General features: G+C 71.2%; 16 protein-coding genes, 1 tRNA gene and 2 riboswitches. Of the genes, 9 read left to right on the top strand and 8 right to left on the bottom strand.

What is annotated here, in order from left to right; translation table 11 throughout:
* The first annotated feature begins 23 nt into the window (after positions 1-23).
* The 3 genes from ABFX55_RS27580 (at position 24) to ABFX55_RS27570 (ending at position 2,740) form a co-directional block, all read left to right on the top strand.
* A complete protein-coding gene (locus ABFX55_RS27580) occupies positions 24-1,652 on the top strand; it encodes a molybdopterin-dependent oxidoreductase (protein ID WP_346125665.1) in 1,629 nt (542 codons plus the stop codon).
* 93 nt (positions 1,653-1,745) lie between these two features.
* A complete protein-coding gene (locus tag ABFX55_RS27575) occupies positions 1,746-2,480 on the top strand; it encodes a toxin glutamine deamidase domain-containing protein (RefSeq protein WP_346125663.1) in 735 nt (244 codons plus the stop codon).
* Positions 2,477-2,740, top strand: coding sequence for a hypothetical protein (locus tag ABFX55_RS27570; protein ID WP_346125661.1), 264 nt, complete (start codon positions 2,477-2,479; stop codon positions 2,738-2,740). Before ABFX55_RS27575 ends, ABFX55_RS27570 begins: the two co-directional genes overlap by 4 nt.
* Positions 2,741-2,763: 23 nt before the next feature.
* Here ABFX55_RS27570 and ABFX55_RS27565 read toward each other — a convergent pair whose 3' ends face one another.
* The 4 genes from ABFX55_RS27565 to ABFX55_RS27550 all read right to left on the bottom strand — a co-directional run bounded on the left by ABFX55_RS27565 (position 2,764) and on the right by ABFX55_RS27550 (position 7,854).
* Positions 2,764-5,211: an ABC transporter permease gene (locus tag ABFX55_RS27565; RefSeq protein WP_346125659.1), complete on the bottom strand. Its 2,448-nt coding sequence runs from the start codon at positions 5,209-5,211 to the stop codon at positions 2,764-2,766.
* A 5-nt stretch (positions 5,212-5,216) separates the two neighbouring features.
* The gene (locus tag ABFX55_RS27560) at positions 5,217-5,957 is read right to left on the bottom strand and encodes an ABC transporter ATP-binding protein (protein ID WP_346131264.1); all 741 of its coding nucleotides are present in this window, start codon (positions 5,955-5,957) and stop codon (positions 5,217-5,219) included.
* A gap of 92 nt (positions 5,958-6,049) precedes the next feature.
* On the bottom strand, positions 6,050-6,703 hold the full coding sequence (locus ABFX55_RS27555; RefSeq protein ID WP_346125657.1) for a response regulator transcription factor: 654 nt from the start codon (positions 6,701-6,703) through the stop codon (positions 6,050-6,052).
* Entirely contained in the window at positions 6,700-7,854 is a 1,155-nt protein-coding gene (locus ABFX55_RS27550; RefSeq protein WP_346125656.1) for a sensor histidine kinase, read from the bottom strand. The genes ABFX55_RS27555 and ABFX55_RS27550 overlap by 4 nt, the downstream gene beginning before the upstream one ends.
* A 158-nt stretch (positions 7,855-8,012) precedes the next feature.
* On the opposite strand from ABFX55_RS27550, the gene ABFX55_RS27545 reads away from it, so the two are divergent.
* Complete coding sequence (locus ABFX55_RS27545; RefSeq protein WP_346125654.1) at positions 8,013-8,459, top strand: hypothetical protein; 447 nt, start codon at positions 8,013-8,015, stop codon at positions 8,457-8,459.
* Between the two features lie 4 nt (positions 8,460-8,463).
* On the opposite strand, the gene ABFX55_RS27540 is transcribed toward ABFX55_RS27545, so the two are convergent.
* The 3 genes from ABFX55_RS27540 to ABFX55_RS27530 are packed head-to-tail and all read right to left on the bottom strand — an operon-like array spanning position 8,464 to position 10,191.
* Positions 8,464-9,033, bottom strand: coding sequence for a hypothetical protein (locus ABFX55_RS27540; RefSeq protein ID WP_346125652.1), 570 nt, complete (start codon positions 9,031-9,033; stop codon positions 8,464-8,466).
* A 55-nt stretch (positions 9,034-9,088) separates the two neighbouring features.
* On the bottom strand, positions 9,089-9,583 hold the full coding sequence (locus tag ABFX55_RS27535; RefSeq protein ID WP_346125650.1) for a hypothetical protein: 495 nt from the start codon (positions 9,581-9,583) through the stop codon (positions 9,089-9,091).
* Positions 9,583-10,191 carry a DUF6286 domain-containing protein gene (locus tag ABFX55_RS27530; protein WP_346125648.1) on the bottom strand — a complete coding sequence of 203 codons (609 nt, stop codon included), beginning with the start codon at positions 10,189-10,191 and terminating at the stop codon, positions 9,583-9,585. The genes ABFX55_RS27535 and ABFX55_RS27530 overlap by 1 nt, the downstream gene beginning before the upstream one ends.
* Before the next feature lie 100 nt (positions 10,192-10,291).
* Between ABFX55_RS27530 and ABFX55_RS27525 the strand changes: the two genes are divergently transcribed.
* Positions 10,292-11,479, top strand: a complete 1,188-nt coding sequence (locus ABFX55_RS27525; protein WP_346125646.1) for an amino acid deaminase/aldolase — start codon at positions 10,292-10,294, stop codon at positions 11,477-11,479.
* Between the two features lies 1 nt (position 11,480).
* Here ABFX55_RS27525 and ABFX55_RS27520 read toward each other — a convergent pair whose 3' ends face one another.
* Complete coding sequence (locus ABFX55_RS27520) at positions 11,481-11,810, bottom strand: DUF3618 domain-containing protein (RefSeq protein WP_346125644.1); 330 nt, start codon at positions 11,808-11,810, stop codon at positions 11,481-11,483.
* Between the two features lie 91 nt (positions 11,811-11,901).
* Between ABFX55_RS27520 and bcp the strand changes: the two genes are divergently transcribed.
* The 4 genes from bcp to gcvH all read left to right on the top strand — a co-directional run bounded on the left by bcp (position 11,902) and on the right by gcvH (position 14,299).
* A complete protein-coding gene (gene bcp, locus ABFX55_RS27515; RefSeq protein ID WP_346125642.1) occupies positions 11,902-12,375 on the top strand; it encodes a thioredoxin-dependent thiol peroxidase in 474 nt (157 codons plus the stop codon).
* A 91-nt stretch (positions 12,376-12,466) separates the two neighbouring features.
* A tRNA-Leu gene (locus tag ABFX55_RS27510) sits at positions 12,467-12,550 on the top strand.
* A 49-nt stretch (positions 12,551-12,599) separates the two neighbouring features.
* Positions 12,600-12,697: riboswitch (glycine riboswitch) on the top strand.
* Positions 12,698-12,794: riboswitch (glycine riboswitch) on the top strand.
* Positions 12,795-12,827: 33 nt separating this feature from the next.
* Complete coding sequence (gene gcvT / locus ABFX55_RS27505) at positions 12,828-13,913, top strand: glycine cleavage system aminomethyltransferase GcvT (protein ID WP_346125640.1); 1,086 nt, start codon at positions 12,828-12,830, stop codon at positions 13,911-13,913.
* Entirely contained in the window at positions 13,910-14,299 is a 390-nt protein-coding gene (gene gcvH, locus ABFX55_RS27500; protein WP_183648903.1) for a glycine cleavage system protein GcvH, read from the top strand. Before gcvT ends, gcvH begins: the two co-directional genes overlap by 4 nt.
* The last annotated feature ends 53 nt before the right edge of the window (positions 14,300-14,352 follow it).

Raw genomic sequence — 14,352 nt, 5'->3', positions numbered from 1 at the left:
TCCGTCGGCGTAGCGTCGGGGTTGTGGACAGCAACAAGGTGGTTCCCGCATGGGCGGGCGCGCTGGCCGGTGTGGTCGCGGGGGCGGTGGCGCTCGGCGTCGCCTACGTGGTCGCGGCGGTGCTGGCGCCTGACTCCTTCCCCATCGTGGCCGTGGCGGACGCGGCGGTGGACCTCTCGCCCGCTCCGCTGAAGGAATGGGCGATCAGGACCTTCGGTGAGAGCGACAAGACCGTTCTGGTGAGCGGGGTGTCGGTGGTCCTGACGTCGGTGGCGGCGGGGATCGGCGTGCTGTCCAGGCGGAGCGTCCGCCTCGGGCAGGCGGGCTTCGCCCTGTTCGCCGTCGTGGGGCTGCTGGCGGTGCTCACCAGGCCCGACGCGGGCGCCCTCGACGGCCTGTCCACGGTGGTGGGAGCGCTGGCCGGATCATGGGCGCTGACGCTGCTGCTCGGCCGCGCGGTCACTCAGGCCGGTGAGGCGCGGACCGAAGTCCTTCCTGGCGAAGGCTCACCGGCCCGTCCGGCCCCCGAGGAGTCGGCGGAGCCCGAACGGCCCGCCGTCATGCGGGCAGGGGCACAGCTGTACGTCTTCGACCGGCGCCGCCTCATGGTCGGCGTGGCGGGCGGGCTCGCGGTGGCGGGCGCGTCGGGGCTGGCGGGGCAGGTGCTGTCAGGGCGCAGGGTGGCCGACACCGCGCGCGCGGAGATAGCCCTGCCCAGACCGGGCACTCCGGCCGCGCCGCTGCCCCGGGGAGCGGACCTGCGCCTCGACGGGCTCTCGCCCTTCGTCACGCCCAACAAGGACTTCTACCGCGTCGACACCGCCATCGTCGTCCCGCAGGTCGACCCGAAGGACTGGACGCTGCGCATCCACGGGCTGGTGGACAGGCCCGTCGAGCTGACCTTCGACGACCTGCTCAGGAGGCCGCTCACCGAGGCCGACATCACGCTGACCTGCGTGTCGAACGAGGTCGGCGGGCCGTACGTGGGCAACGCGCGCTGGCTCGGGGTGCGGATGGCCGACGTCCTCAGGCAGGCGGGGCTGCGCGCCGACGCCGACATGCTGCTGTCGAGGTCGGCGGACGGCTTCACCTGCGGCACCCCGGTGGACGTGGTGATGGACGGTCGCGACGCGCTGTTCGCCTTCGCGATGAACGGCGAGGCGCTGCCGGTGGAGCACGGCTTCCCCGTCAGGCAGGTCGTGCCAGGGCTGTACGGATACGTGTCGGCCACCAAGTGGGTCGTGGACATCAAGGTGACGAGGTTCGACACCGACAAGGCCTACTGGACGCCGAGAGGCTGGGCGGAGAAGGGGCCGATCAAGACCCAGTCGCGGATCGACCTGCCCAGGCAGGGCCAGACCGTCCAGGCGGGCCGGACGACCGTGGCGGGGGTGGCGTGGGCGCAGCACACCGGGATCGAGGCCGTGGAGGTGCGCATCGACGGCGGCGCGTGGCAGCGGGCGAGGCTGGCGCAGGTGCCGGGGCCCGACACCTGGCGGCAGTGGGCGCTCGACTGGGACGCCCCCGCGGGCGAGCACACCATCGAGGTGAGGGCGACCGACGCGGCGGGCCGTACCCAGACGGGGCAGCAGACCCCGATCGCGCCCGACGGCGCGACCGGCTGGCACTCCGTCAGCGTACGGGTGGCCTGAAGGACCTGCTTTCACCTCGGAAATCTCCGAAGCTCCTGACTGAGTGCGATCGGCCGCCTACGATCGGTCGTCGAACACGAAGGAGGCGGCGAGATGTTTCGCGAGAGCCTTCCCGAGGGCAGGTACGACCCGCTGATCGCCGACGGGGTGCGATGGCGCGACTACGAACGGGCCGCCGATTCGGCGCAGGGGGCCGTTCCGAGTGATCACGACTGGTTCGACCTTCCGCACCGGCCGCCGAGGCTGACCGAGTGCCGGCCGTACGACGTGAAGGGCGGGCTGGCCCGCGCCGACCCGCAGTCGGAGGCGGACCTGATGCGCGCGGTGCCCGAGGGTGCGCGCTTCGCCGACCCGCGGGGCACGTGGGTGCGGCTGGTCAACGGGATGGGGCCCGCCGCGGACCCCTTCAGGGCGAGCAACGCGGCCGACTGCGCGCTCGCGGTGCTCTCCACCTGGCACGGGGAGCCGGTGGTGGCCGCGCCTCGGCGGCCCGAGTACGACGCGGTGGGCAGGCCGCTGCTCACGGGGGAGACCGGCGGCACTGTCAGGATGGAGCGGTGGATCGGCCGCCGGCTCGAGCACGTCGGCCAGGGCCGCCACGCCTACCCGCTGATCGCGCGACGCCTGTCGGAGGCGGGACACGGGGCGGCCGCGGTCATCGTGGTCCGCTGGCCCGGCGGCGGCTCGCACGCGTGGAACGCCGTCAACTCCGAGGGCGAGGTCATCTGGATCGACGGCCAGCGCGGGCACATGGCGGTGGAGCCGCCCTACGAGCGGGTGGCAGGGGTGTTCTGCGCGATCGTCGACAGGCGGGGGGAGCAGGGGTGAACCTGGACCAGGCGCGCGCGGTCGCGGAGGAGTACTTCAACGGCGCCGCAAGAGAGCCGGTGGAGCTGGGCCTGTACGCCTTCGGCGACGGCTACGTGGTGTGGGCCAGGACGCCCGAGCCCGAAGACCCCACGGTCCTTCCCGAGACGGTCGGCGGTGGCTGCGTGGTCATCGACGGCAGCACGGGCGAGGTGGTGATCAGACCGCTGCTCAACCCCGAGACCGTGGCCGAGCAGTGGCCTGGCCGCCGCCCCCGCTGACAGCCAGGGCCACCGCCCGTCGCTCAGCCCGCGGCCAGCGAGCCCACGATCGAGGCCCTGGCGGCCTTTCTCGCCGGCAGCACGGCCGCCACGACCCCTGCCAGGCCCGACAGCGCCACGAACAGGGCGATCTGCGCGAACGGCACCATCAGGGTCGCGCCATCCATCATCGTTCTGACGGCCGCCCAGCCGAAGGCGATGCCGAGTGTGACCCCGACCAGCGCGCCGATCAGGCCGAGCACCAGCGCCTCCACCGAGAGCATCCTGCGCAGCTGCGCCCTGGTCAGGCCGAGCGCCCGCAGCAGGGCCGACTCGCGGGTGCGTTCGTGGACCGACAGCGAGAGCGTGTTGGCGATGCCCAGCAGCGAGATGAGGATCGCCAGCCCCAGCAGGCCGGTGACGATCATGAGGGTCATGTCCAGCGTGTCGTCGTACTGTCCTCGGACGTCGGTGGAGCTGATCACCTGCACGGTCGGGTGGGCCGCGGTGGCCGCCTCCACCATCTTCCTGGTCCGGTCGGGATCGACGCCGTCCTTGATCTTGACGTAGACCGTCGAGTCCGGCGTCCTGCCGAAGTACTCGTCGTAGGAGCGGGCGGTCACGGTCACCGCGGGCAGGAGGCTCTCGCTGTCGAGCAGCTGGCTGACCTTCAGCGTGACCGTGCCCGCTCTCTTGGTCTTGAGCTCGACGGGGGAGCCCTTGCGCAGGCCCCACTCCTTGGCCAGGGACGCGGAGACCGCCACTTCGCCGGGGCCGAGGCTCTTGATGGCGGCGGGCCCCGCGAAGGTACCGACCATGGTCTCGTTCCTGCCGAGCATGGCGCTCGTCTCACGCAGCTGGATGACCGAGTCGAGCTCGGGCCTGCCCCTCAGCCCCTCGCCGATCGAGCGGGGGATCGAGGCGTCCCTCGCCTGGGCGGTGATCAGGTAGTCGGCGGGGAACTGGGAGTCGAGCTTGGCGGCCATCGACACCCGCGTCGAGGCGGTGATCACCGAGATGAGCGTCATCAGCGTCACGCCGATGGTCAACGCGATCGTGGTGGTCGCCGCCCGCCTCGGATTGCGGCCCGAGTTGTCCACGGCCAGCCTGCCAGGCACCCCGAACAGCCTGCCGGGGATCCAGCCCACCAGCGCGCTGAGCGGCTTGACCAGCACAGGGCCGAGGACCAGCACGGCGAGGAAGACGAGCGAGCAGCCGGCCATCGCGATGAACAGCGGCGCCTGGCTGCCGGGCTCCATCATCACGGCCATGGTGGTGGCGCCGATCCCGGCCAGGAGCAGCAGCCCGGCGAGCAGCACGCGGACCAGTCCCGCGCGGAAGGTCTGCTCCTCCGCCTGGGCGCGCAGCGCCGCGATCGGCGCGACGGCGGTGGCCGAGCGGGCCGGCAGCAGCGCCGCGCCCACGGTGACCACGAGACCGACCACCAGGCCGATGGCGATCGTCCTGGGCGCGAGCGTGGCGGCCAGGCCGGTGGGCAGCGGCGCGTCGAACGCCCTGAGCAGGGCCATGGCCCCGGCGCCCAGCCCGTAGCCCGTGGCCAGGCCGAGCACGGAGGAGAGCAGGCCGACGACCACCGACTCCAGCAGGATCGAGCCGAACACCTGGCCCCGCGTCGCGCCGATGCAGCGCAGCAGCGCCATCTCCTTGGTCCGCTGGGCCACCAGGATGTTGAAGGTGTTGTAGATGACCAGCGCGGCGACCATCATCGCGATCAGGCCGAAGATCAGCAGGCCCAGCGTGATGAACTCCAGCTCGACGCCGTTGCTCTTCGACAGGGCCGCGGCCAGCTCCTTGCCGGTCTTGAGCTCGTAGCCTCCGCCGACGGCGGCGGCGATGGCCCGCTTGAGCGCGTCAGGGTCGGCGCCCGTCACGTCGATCTCGCGGTAGCCCTTCTCGCCCGTCATGAGCTGCGCCGTCGCGGTGGTGAAGCCGACCGCCCCGGTGTAGCCGAGCTCCTGGTCGAGGCCGACGTCGAACAGGCCGACGAGCCTGAAGTCGTGCTTGGCACCCTTCTGGTCGAGCACCGCGACGGTGTCGCCGACCTTGAAGTTCTGCGCCCTCGCGGTGTTGGTGTCCACGATCGCCTCGGCGTCGCCCGAGGGGGCCGCGCCTTCGGTGATGGTCGTGCGGTCGCTGACGGAGACCGCGGAGGTCGGAAGGTCGCCGACCGCCTTGCCGTCGGCGCCGAGCAGCGGCGCGCTGCCACGCACCAGGCCCTGCGCGCCGGTCACGCCCTCGATCCCGCGTACCTTCTCCAGCACCTGCTCAGGCAGCTGCCCGTCTTGAGACGGCAGGACGGCGACCGCCACCCTGCCGGCGTCCGCCGTGACCTTCTGCAGGAAACCGGCCTGGATGGTGTCGGTGAGCACGAACGTGCCCGCGATGAAGCCCACGCCCAGCGTGATCGCCACGGAGGTGAGCAGGAGGCGCAGCTTGTGCGCCTTCAGTCCGGCGAGAGTCGTCCTGATCAACGGACTCAGGCCTCCAGCTTCATCAGGGTGTCGAGGACCGTCTGCGGGGTGGGCTCGGAGATCTCGGTGACCAGCTCGCCGTCGCGCAGGAAGACGACTCTGTCGGCGTAGGAGGCGGCGAGGGGGTCGTGGGTGACCATCACGATGGTCTGGCCCAGCTCCCGCACGCTCGTGCGCAGGAAGGACAGCACCTCGGCGCCGCTGCGCGAGTCGAGGTTGCCCGTGGGCTCGTCAGCGAAGATCACCTGAGGCTTGCTGATCAGCGCCCTGGCGACGGCCACGCGCTGCTGCTGGCCGCCCGACAGCTCGGTCGGCTTGTGGCCGAGGCGGTCGCGCAGCCCCACGGTCTGGATCACGCGGTCGAACAGGAGCTGGTCGGCCTGCCGTCCAGCGATCTCCAGCGGCAGCCTGATGTTCTGCTCGGCGGTCAGCGTGGGCAGCAGGTTGAAGGCCTGGAAGATGAAGCCGATCCGGTCCCTGCGCAGGTGCGTGAGCTGCTTGTCGCCCAGCCCCGTCAGCTCGACGTCGCCGATGGAGACGGTGCCGGAGGTCACCGTGTCGAGCCCCGCGAGGCAGTGCATCAGCGTCGACTTGCCCGAGCCGGAAGGGCCCATGATCGCGGTGAAGGCGCCGGTGGCGAACGCGACGTCCACCCCCCTCAGCGCGTGCACCTGCGCGTCACCGAGGCCGTAGGTCTTCGTCACGTCTCTGGCCACGACGGCGGGCGGGGCCTGGGTGAATGTCATGTTCGTCGTCACGCAGATCACGCTAGGGGCGCGAAACGGGCCTTCCCTGGGCCTTGAGGACGGACTTCCTGTCACCCCTCAGATGACCCCGGTCAACCTTTCGGCCGATCCGACGACGGCACGATCAGCCCCGCCTCGTACACGTAGACCACCACCTGCGCCCTGTCGCGCAGCTCCAGCTTGGCCAGCACCCTGCCCAGGTGGGTCTTCACCGTCGCCTCCGCCAGGGTGAGCCGCTCGGCGATCTCGGTGTTGGACAGCCCCCTGCCCACCAGCAGCATGACCTCGCGCTCGCGGGCGGTCAGCAGGCTCCCGTCGGGCAGCCTGTCGGTGGTGAGGTGCGAGCCGAACCTGTCGAGGAGCCTGCGCGTGGCGCTCGGCGCCATCACCGCGTCGCCGTTGTGCACCGAACGGATCGCGCTCACCAGGTCGGAGGGCGGCACGTCCTTCAGCAGGAAGCCCGAGGCGCCCGCCTTGATCGCGGAGTAGGCGTACTCGTCGAGGTCGAAGGTGGTCAGGATGAGCACCTTCGGCCCCTCGATCCTGCGGGTGGCCTCGACGCCGTCCATGGTGGGCATGCGCACGTCCATGAGGACCACGTCCACCTCGGTCGTCTCCAGCCGCTCCAGCGCCTGGGCCCCGTCGGCCGCCTCGGCCACCACCTCGATGTCGGGCTGGGCGGCGAGCACCATCTTGAACCCGGCCCTCAGCAGCTCCTGGTCGTCGACCAGCATCACCCTGATCATGCCGCGACCGGCAGCCTGGCCAGCACCTCGAAGCCGCCCCCCGGCCTGGGCGCGGCCTGGACGGCGCCGCCGTACATGGAGACGCGCTCCCGCATGCCGAGCAGGCCGTGCCCGTCGGGGCTGCGCGGCGCGGCGGCGCCTCTGCCGTCGTCGGTCACGCGCACCACGAGCTCGTGCATGCCGTACTCCATCTCCACCAGGGCGCGCGCCCCCGGACCGCCGTGCTTGAGCGTGTTGGTCAGAGCCTCCTGCACGAGCCGGTAGACCGCCAGCTGCTCGCCCTCGGGCAGCTCCTGCGGGGCGCCGGTGACCCGCAGGTCCACCGGCAGGCCCGAGCCGCGCACCAGCTCCTCGAGCTGCGCGAGCCCCGGCTGCGGAGTGTAGTCGGCGGCGCCTGGGCCGTCCTCCCTCAGGACCCCGACCATGCGCCGCATCTCCGCCAGCGCCTCCCTGCCGGTCCTCGAGATCGCCTGTACGGCCTTGCGTGCCTGCTCGGGGTCGCTGTCGATGGCGAAGCCCGCCCCGTCGGCCTGGACGATGATCACGCTGACGTTGTGCGCGACCACGTCGTGCAGCTCCCTGGCGATCCTGGCCCGCTCGGCGGCGGCGGCCATCCTGGCCTGGTGGTCACGCTCGCGTTCGGCCCTTTCGGCCCGCTCCTCCAGGCCCTCGAGGTAGCGATGGCGGGTGTTGGCGTACAGGCCGGTGAGCCAGATCGTGACCACGAAGACCGTGCAGCCGAAGAACGTGCTGAGGGAGACGGTGTCCCACTGCACGAGCGCGAGGAAGATCCCGAACTCTGACACCAGGCCGGCGGCCAGCGCCCACCTGAACGCGCACCTGGTGGCCACGGTGTAGAGGGCCACCAGCACCGCGGCGTTGGCGGGGAAGGCGTCGACGGCGGCCAGCCACTGGAAGAAGCTGGTCAGGGAGACGATCGCGAAGACGACGCGCGGATGGCTGCCCCGCCAGAACAGCGGCACCAGCAGCGCCGCCGACAGGGCCAGGTAGCCGGCCAGACCGATGGGAGCGCGCCCGAGCGAGGTGTAACTGATGGCGGTCATGACGCACAGCCCGACCAGTGGCGCCAGCCACAGGGAGTCCACGAGCTTGGGGTGGCGCTGGGACCAGGCGCGAATCTTGCCGAACACGTCATCACTCTACGGAGGCCCGCGCGTGCCTCCTTCCCCCTGGAGGTGGAGGTCGGTGTACGACCCTGGTCGCACGCCGCATTTACACGGTATTTATGGGGGGTCCGGCATTCTTGTGCATTGGGAGCGCCCTCTGGGGCGAGTAAAGGGAGATCGTGATGGCGGATCATGATCACGCCGACGGGCCGCGCGGTGAAGAGGAAGCACCGCGCGGCCCAGACCCCGAGAGCGCCCCACCACCCGCTTCCGCCCCCTTACCGCCTCGGCCTGCGCCTCCTGCTCACAGTGACGGCTTCGCGGCCTTCGTCCGGCAGAAGTACACGCAGATCATCGGCGCGGGGCTCATCGGACTGCTGATCGGCGCGATCCTCGGCGGCGGCGCGGTCGCCGTGCTCCATCGCATCACCGACCGCCATCCCGCCCAGTGGCAGAGCCCCATGAGGTACGGCTGGCAGCAGCCCGGCGAGTGCTGGCACACCCCAGGCGGCAGAACCTGCGCCTACCCGTACCCGTATCCCGTCTATCCCGCTCATCCGCCGACGGTGCCGTTCCCCGGGCCGGGCAAGACCCGCGTCCCGACGCCCGTCCCCACCCCGACCGGCTGAGCGCCTACCGGCACGCGTCCACGGGCCGGCCCGTCGCGGGGTCGAGGTCGACCCCGATCGGCTCCTCGTCCGGCAGGTGCACCTCCACCCTGTCCGCGCCGACCCACCGGACCAGGTGAAGCACCTCCTCGTCCATGTCGAAGCCAGGGCAGTCGAGCGGCCACTCGCGGCTGAACAGCCCCTCGTCGGTGCGGACACTGAGCGTGGTCGTGGGCTCGAACATGCCCGACTGCTCCACCACCCGGACGCTGAGCGGGCCCGGCCCGTCGACGAATCCGATCTCGGTCGAGGGGAAGATCGACCACACGAGCCCGATCCGCAGCCAGACGAGGATGGCGACCACCATCGCGGTCACGGTCGCCGCCCTCGCCCACGCGACGGGCCTCACCAGCTCCCTGACGCCCAGGCCGCCGGTAAGGATCGCGACGATCCCGAAGAGGGTCGGATGGAAGAGCGTGTCGTTGAGCAGGACGAGCTCGGTGTCCACCAGGAGGGTGACGGCCACCGTGGCGCCGAGGACGAACGCCACGGACAGGTAGGCGAGGGCCGGCACGGGCCTGCGCGGCAGGATCATGGGGACATGCTGCCAGGGCGGCCGTCCTGCCCGGTATGGGCGGCGGGGGAGACGCTCAGCGGCGGACGTGGAGGCGGACCAGCGCGCCCATGCCGTCATCTCCGACGTCGCGCCTGATCCTGCCGACGATCTCGCGGTCCAGCTTGCCGACCACCGCGCCGACGTCCGCGCTGGAGGGGCAGGTCACCGAGATCCGCATCCGGTCGGCGCCGACGAGCCTCACCTTGGTACGGCTGATGCCCTCCACGTCCTTCAGCCCGACGCACAGCAGCGCCGTCCCCGTGCCGGAACGGTGGCCGAAGCGGCCCCAGCCGAGCGCCATGAGCAGCCATCTGGTGGCGACCATGGCGGCCATGACCAGCGCCAGCGCGCCCGCCCACGAGATCCACGGGTGGGCGGCGAGGTAGGCGGAAACGTCGACGGACAGCACCTTGCCGTCCTTGGCCTGCGGCAGCCGTCCCGAGCCACGCAGGAAGGCGTAGGCGCCGCCGGACAGCAGGACGAAACCCACCACGGCCAGGCCGATCCTGTTGCCCGCGTACTGCCGCATCAGAGCCCCTTCCTGCGCAGCCGCACGGCGACCTCGCCCGCGTAGATCGCGCCCAGCCCGTTCAACCTGTCGCCGACGGCGACGCCCGCCCTGCGCAGCATCGCGCCCGTGCGCTCGGCGTCGGAGACGACCGTGACCTCGATCATGCGGCGGCGCAGCCGTACCCTGACGCTCTCCACGCCGTCGACGTCCTCGGCCGCGGTCTTGAGCGTGCGCCGCAGCCCCGTCCTGGTGATGCCGATGACCAGCCTCGAATCGGAGGTCCCCAGCGCCAGCAGCCTGGCCCTGCCCGGCAGCACCGCGAGCCCGAGCAGCACCAGCCCCACGACCGCGGCGACCAGGGCGCCCGACTGCAGGTTCGGATGCGACCACGGGGTGGCTGCGGCCAGGTCCGCCACCCTGTCGATCGGCACCAGGCCGAGCCTGCCGCCCAGCAGTGCGGCGACGACCTCGGCGGCGGTCAGCGAGAAGAGCACCGCCAGGGTGGCGGAGACCACGACGCCCGCGGGGGTACGCGCGGGCTTGAGCACTCTCGCCGCCCTGCGGCGAGGCGTGTCCCCTTCGGTCAGGGCGGCTCCGCCAGGCAGGAGCTCCTGGAGTGTTGTCATCACACCGACCAGAGGTACAGGGGCCCGCCCGGCCATAAAGCCCTCCCCGCCGCCGATTTGCGGGATCTTTGCCCGCGAGCATCGGTATTACCCTGCTTGTATGGACGACCGCCAGCGCTACGACAGGGCCACAGCGGAGCTCGATCCGCCCTTCGCGATCCTCGACATGGAGGCGCTGCGGGCCAACGCGGAGAGCCTGGTGCGCAGGGCGGGCGGCAAGCCGATCAGGGTCGCGAGCAAGTCCGTCAGATCGCGCCCGATCCTGGAGCGCATCCTCGCCATGGACGGCTTCCGCGGCGTCATGGCCTTCACCCTGCCCGAAGCGCTGTGGCTGGTCTCCCACGGCCTCTCCGACGTGCTCGTGGCCTACCCGACCGCCGACAGGGCGGCGCTGGCCAGGCTCGCGGCGTCGGAGCGGGCGGCGAGAGAGATCACCCTCATGGTCGACTCCGCCGAGCACCTCGACTACATCGAGGCCGCCGTGCCGGCGAACAGCCCGCCGCTGCGCCTCTGCCTCGACCTCGACGCCGGTTACGTCGCCTTCGGCGGGCGCTTCCGCGCGGGCGCCCTGCGCTCGCCGGTGCGCGAGCCCGTGCACGCCGCCGACCTGGCGGCCGACGTCGCCAAGCGTCCTGGCTTCAGGCTGGTCGGCCTCATGGCCTACGAGGCGCAGATCGCGGGCGTCGGCGACGACCCTCAGGGCAGCGCCGCCTTCGCCCGTGTCATCAGGCTGATGCAGGCGCGCTCGGCCAGGGAGCTGATCCTGCGGCGCGGCCGCGTCGTCAACGCCGTCAGGCAGGTGGCCGACCTGGAGTTCGTCAACGGCGGCGGCACCGGCAGCATCGAGCGTACGGTCAGGGAGAAGGCGGTCACCGAGTGCGCGGCGGGGTCGGGCTTCTTCCACCCCAGGCTCTTCGACTTCTACCGCGGCTTCAGCGGGCGTCCCGCCGCGCTGTTCGCGCTGCCGGTGGTCCGCCGTCCCGCGCCTGACGTGGTCACCGTGCTCGGCGGCGGCTACCTGGCCTCGGGGGCGCCCGGCCCCTCGCGGCTGCCCCAGCCGTACCTGCCCCCCGGGTTGCGCTACTCGGCCGACGAGGGCGCGGGCGAGGTGCAGACACCGCTGCTCGGCCAGCCCGCCGAGGACCTGCGCGTGGGAGACAGGGTGTGGTTCCGCCACGCGAAGGCGGGCGAGCTGTGCGAGCGGTTCGCCGGCCTGCTGCTCGTGGAGGGCGACAAGGTCGTCGAGGAGGTCCCGACCTACAGGGGAGAGGGCAAGACCTTCCTCTGACTCAGCCCCGCCTGCGCCTTCTCCACATCACCAGCGTGGCGCCGATCACCAGCACGGCGCCCACGGCGATCAGCGCGGGACCGAGGTTGGGCTGCTCGTCCTCCCACAGGTCATCGGGGTCGTCGCCGAAGCGCACAGGCCGCGGCGTGATGCCCACGAGGTCGCCGACCGACGACACCAGGTGCTCGGCCCTCGACTTGACCTCCTCCACGCCGCGCTGGGCGACGCGCTTCGGGCTCACCCGGTCGGCGATGGCGTCGACGGTCTGGGCGAGCTCCGCGCGCGTCCGCGCGATCCGGCGCTCCAGCTCATCGGGGTCGGTGTCGGCCATGGCTCTCCTCTCTCAGGTGATCAGTCTGTCAGGTCGCGGTGCCGGACGGCACAGCGGGCGCGAGGTAGGTTGGGCCGTCTAAGGAGGACCCGTGACCGAAACCAAGCTCCAGCCCGGCGACGCCGCGCCGGACTTCTCGCTGCCCGCAGCCGACGGCGGCGCCGTCTCCCTCGACGCCTTCCGTGGCAAGCGCGTCATCCTGTACTTCTACCCCGCCGCGATGACGCCGGGGTGCACCAAGCAGGCGTGCGATTTCCGCGACAATCTAAGCCTGCTCGCCGACGAGGGTTTCGTGGTGCTCGGCGTGTCGAAGGACAAGGCCGACAAGCTGGTCAAGTTCGTCGAGCGCGACGCGCTGACCTTCCCTCTGCTGTCCGACCCCGGCCTCGAGGTGCACAAGGCGTACGGCGCGTACGGCGCCAAGAAGCTGTACGGCAAGGAGGTCGTCGGCGTGATCCGCTCGACCTTCGTGATCGACGCCGACGGGAAGATCGAGCAGGCGCTCTACAACGTGAAGGCCACGGGACACGTGGCGGCGCTGAAGAAGAAGCTCGGCCTCGTCTGAGGTCTCACGATCGGGCCCGCCGCACGGGCGGGCTTGATCGTGAACGAGTATCTCCGCCGCCGTCCTGGGCGCTATTCTGAGCGGGAGTCGCGCGGGCGTGGCGAAATAGGCATACGCGGCAGGTTTAGGTCCTGTTGGTGGAGACACTGTGGGGGTTCGAGTCCCCCCGCCCGCACCTTTCCCTTGGTGGTCGAATCCGTACTAGGCTTGCCCTCATACACCGATGAACCCACGCGGGAGAGCGTCCTGGCAGCCGGCCATGACCCCTGAAGGAGCAAGCCCTCCCCGCGAACCTCTCAAGGCAAAGGACCGCGCGGGCCAGGTGACCTCTGGAAAGCAGGCCTGTTGGGCCTCGCCGAAGGTGAAAGTCCGGGAAAATTCGGGCGAAGCTCTCAGGCACCGATGACAGAGGGGGAGGATCCTGGCATCCGACCCATTCTGAGGTGCGCACAATGTCCCGACCGACGCCGCTGCGAGACATCCACGAGAGTCTCGGCGCCACGCTGACCGACTTCGCCGGCTGGCTGATGCCGCTGCGCTACGGCAGCGAGTCCGCCGAGCACAACGCCGTCCGCGAGCGGGCCGGGCTGTTCGACCTGTCCCACATGGGTGAGATCTTCGTGACCGGGCCGCAGGCGGGTCAGGCGCTCGACCACGCGCTGGTCGGCCACCTCTCGGCGCTGGCCGTCGGCCGCGCCCGCTACACGATGATCGTGAACGAGCAGGGCGGCGTGCTCGACGACCTCATCGTCTACCGGCTCGGCGACGAGGAGTTCATGGTCGTCGCCAACGCCTCCAACTACCCGATGGTCGCCGCGCGGCTCACCGAGCGCGCCTCCGGCTTCGGCGCCTCCGTCGAGGACCGCTCCGACCAGTACGCGCTCATCGCAGTCCAGGGCCCGAAGGCCCAGGAGATCCTGGCCACGCTCACCGACGCCGACCTCGAGGGCCTGAAGTACTACGCGGGCCTGCCCGGCACCGTCGCGGGCGCCGAAGCGCTGATCGCGCGCACCGGATACACCGGCGAGGACGGCTTCGAGCTGTTCGTCGCCAACGCCGACGCCGCGCCGCTGTGGCACGCGCTGACGAAGGCGGGCGAGCCGTACGGCCTGCTGCCCGCGGGCCTGTCCAGCCGCGACACCCTGCGCCTCGAGGCGGGCATGCCTCTCTACGGCAACGAGCTCAACGTCTCGCTCACGCCGTTCGACGCCGGCCTCGGCCGCGTGGTGAAGTTCGACAAGCCGGGTGACTTCGTCGGCAGGGCCGCGCTGGAGCCCGTCAAGGATGTTCCGCCGCGCCGCCGACTCGTCGGCCTGGTCGCGACGGGCCGCCGGGTCCCGCGTCACGGGTTCCCGGTCACCAAGGACGGCGTCGTGGTGGGCGAGGTGACCAGCGGCGCCCCGTCGCAGACCCTCGGTAAGCCCATCGCGATGGCGTATGTGGACACTGGGATAGAAGAAGGTCTGGCCGTTGACATCCGGGGCAGCCAAGAGGCTGTGGACCTGGTGGAGCTGCCTTTCTACAGGAGGAACAAGTGAGCACCATCCCTGACGACCTGAGCTACACCAAGGAGCACGAGTGGGTCGCCGGACTCGACGACGGCCTGACCGTGACCGTGGGCATCACCGCCTACGCGGCCGAAGCGCTGGGTGACGTGGTCTTCGTGCAGCTTCCCGAGGTCGGCACCACCGTCGAGGCGGGCGACTCCATCGGCGAGGTCGAGTCGACCAAGTCGGTGAGCGAGATCTACGCCCCGGTCGGCGGCGAGGTCGTCGAGGTCAACCAGGCCGTCGTCGACAAGCCCGACCTGGTCAACAGTGAGCCGTACGGCGAGGGCTGGATGTTCCGCGTCCGCCTGGAAGGCGACCCCGAGGACCTGCTGAGCGCGGAGGAGTACACCGCGCTCACCTCTGGCGACAACTGACACACTCCGCCGGGGTCCAGCCAGGACCCCGGCATATCTTGAGAGTTGGGCTG

The organism is Nonomuraea roseola (genome assembly GCF_039535395.1).
Lineage (GTDB): Bacteria > Actinomycetota > Actinomycetes > Streptosporangiales > Streptosporangiaceae > Nonomuraea > Nonomuraea roseola.
The sequence above is the reverse complement of the archived record's forward strand: the minus strand, read 5'-3'. Positions and strand labels throughout refer to the sequence as shown.

Bases quoted from the DNA above. Each gene is read 5' to 3' on its own strand.
- ABFX55_RS27575 (WP_346125663.1), top strand. From the start codon at position 1,746: ATGTTTCGCGAGAGCCTTCCCGAGGGCAGGTACGACCCGCTGATCGCC.
- ABFX55_RS27560 (WP_346131264.1), bottom strand. From the start codon at position 5,957: ATGACATTCACCCAGGCCCCGCCCGCCGTCGTGGCCAGAGACGTGACG.
- ABFX55_RS27555 (WP_346125657.1), bottom strand. From the start codon at position 6,703: ATGATCAGGGTGATGCTGGTCGACGACCAGGAGCTGCTGAGGGCCGGG.
- ABFX55_RS27545 (WP_346125654.1), top strand. From the start codon at position 8,013: ATGGCGGATCATGATCACGCCGACGGGCCGCGCGGTGAAGAGGAAGCA.
- ABFX55_RS27540 (WP_346125652.1), bottom strand. From the start codon at position 9,033: ATGATCCTGCCGCGCAGGCCCGTGCCGGCCCTCGCCTACCTGTCCGTG.
- ABFX55_RS27535 (WP_346125650.1), bottom strand. From the start codon at position 9,583: ATGCGGCAGTACGCGGGCAACAGGATCGGCCTGGCCGTGGTGGGTTTC.
- ABFX55_RS27530 (WP_346125648.1), bottom strand. From the start codon at position 10,191: ATGACAACACTCCAGGAGCTCCTGCCTGGCGGAGCCGCCCTGACCGAA.
- ABFX55_RS27525 (WP_346125646.1), top strand. From the start codon at position 10,292: ATGGACGACCGCCAGCGCTACGACAGGGCCACAGCGGAGCTCGATCCG.
- ABFX55_RS27520 (WP_346125644.1), bottom strand. From the start codon at position 11,810: ATGGCCGACACCGACCCCGATGAGCTGGAGCGCCGGATCGCGCGGACG.
- gcvT (WP_346125640.1), top strand. From the start codon at position 12,828: ATGTCCCGACCGACGCCGCTGCGAGACATCCACGAGAGTCTCGGCGCC.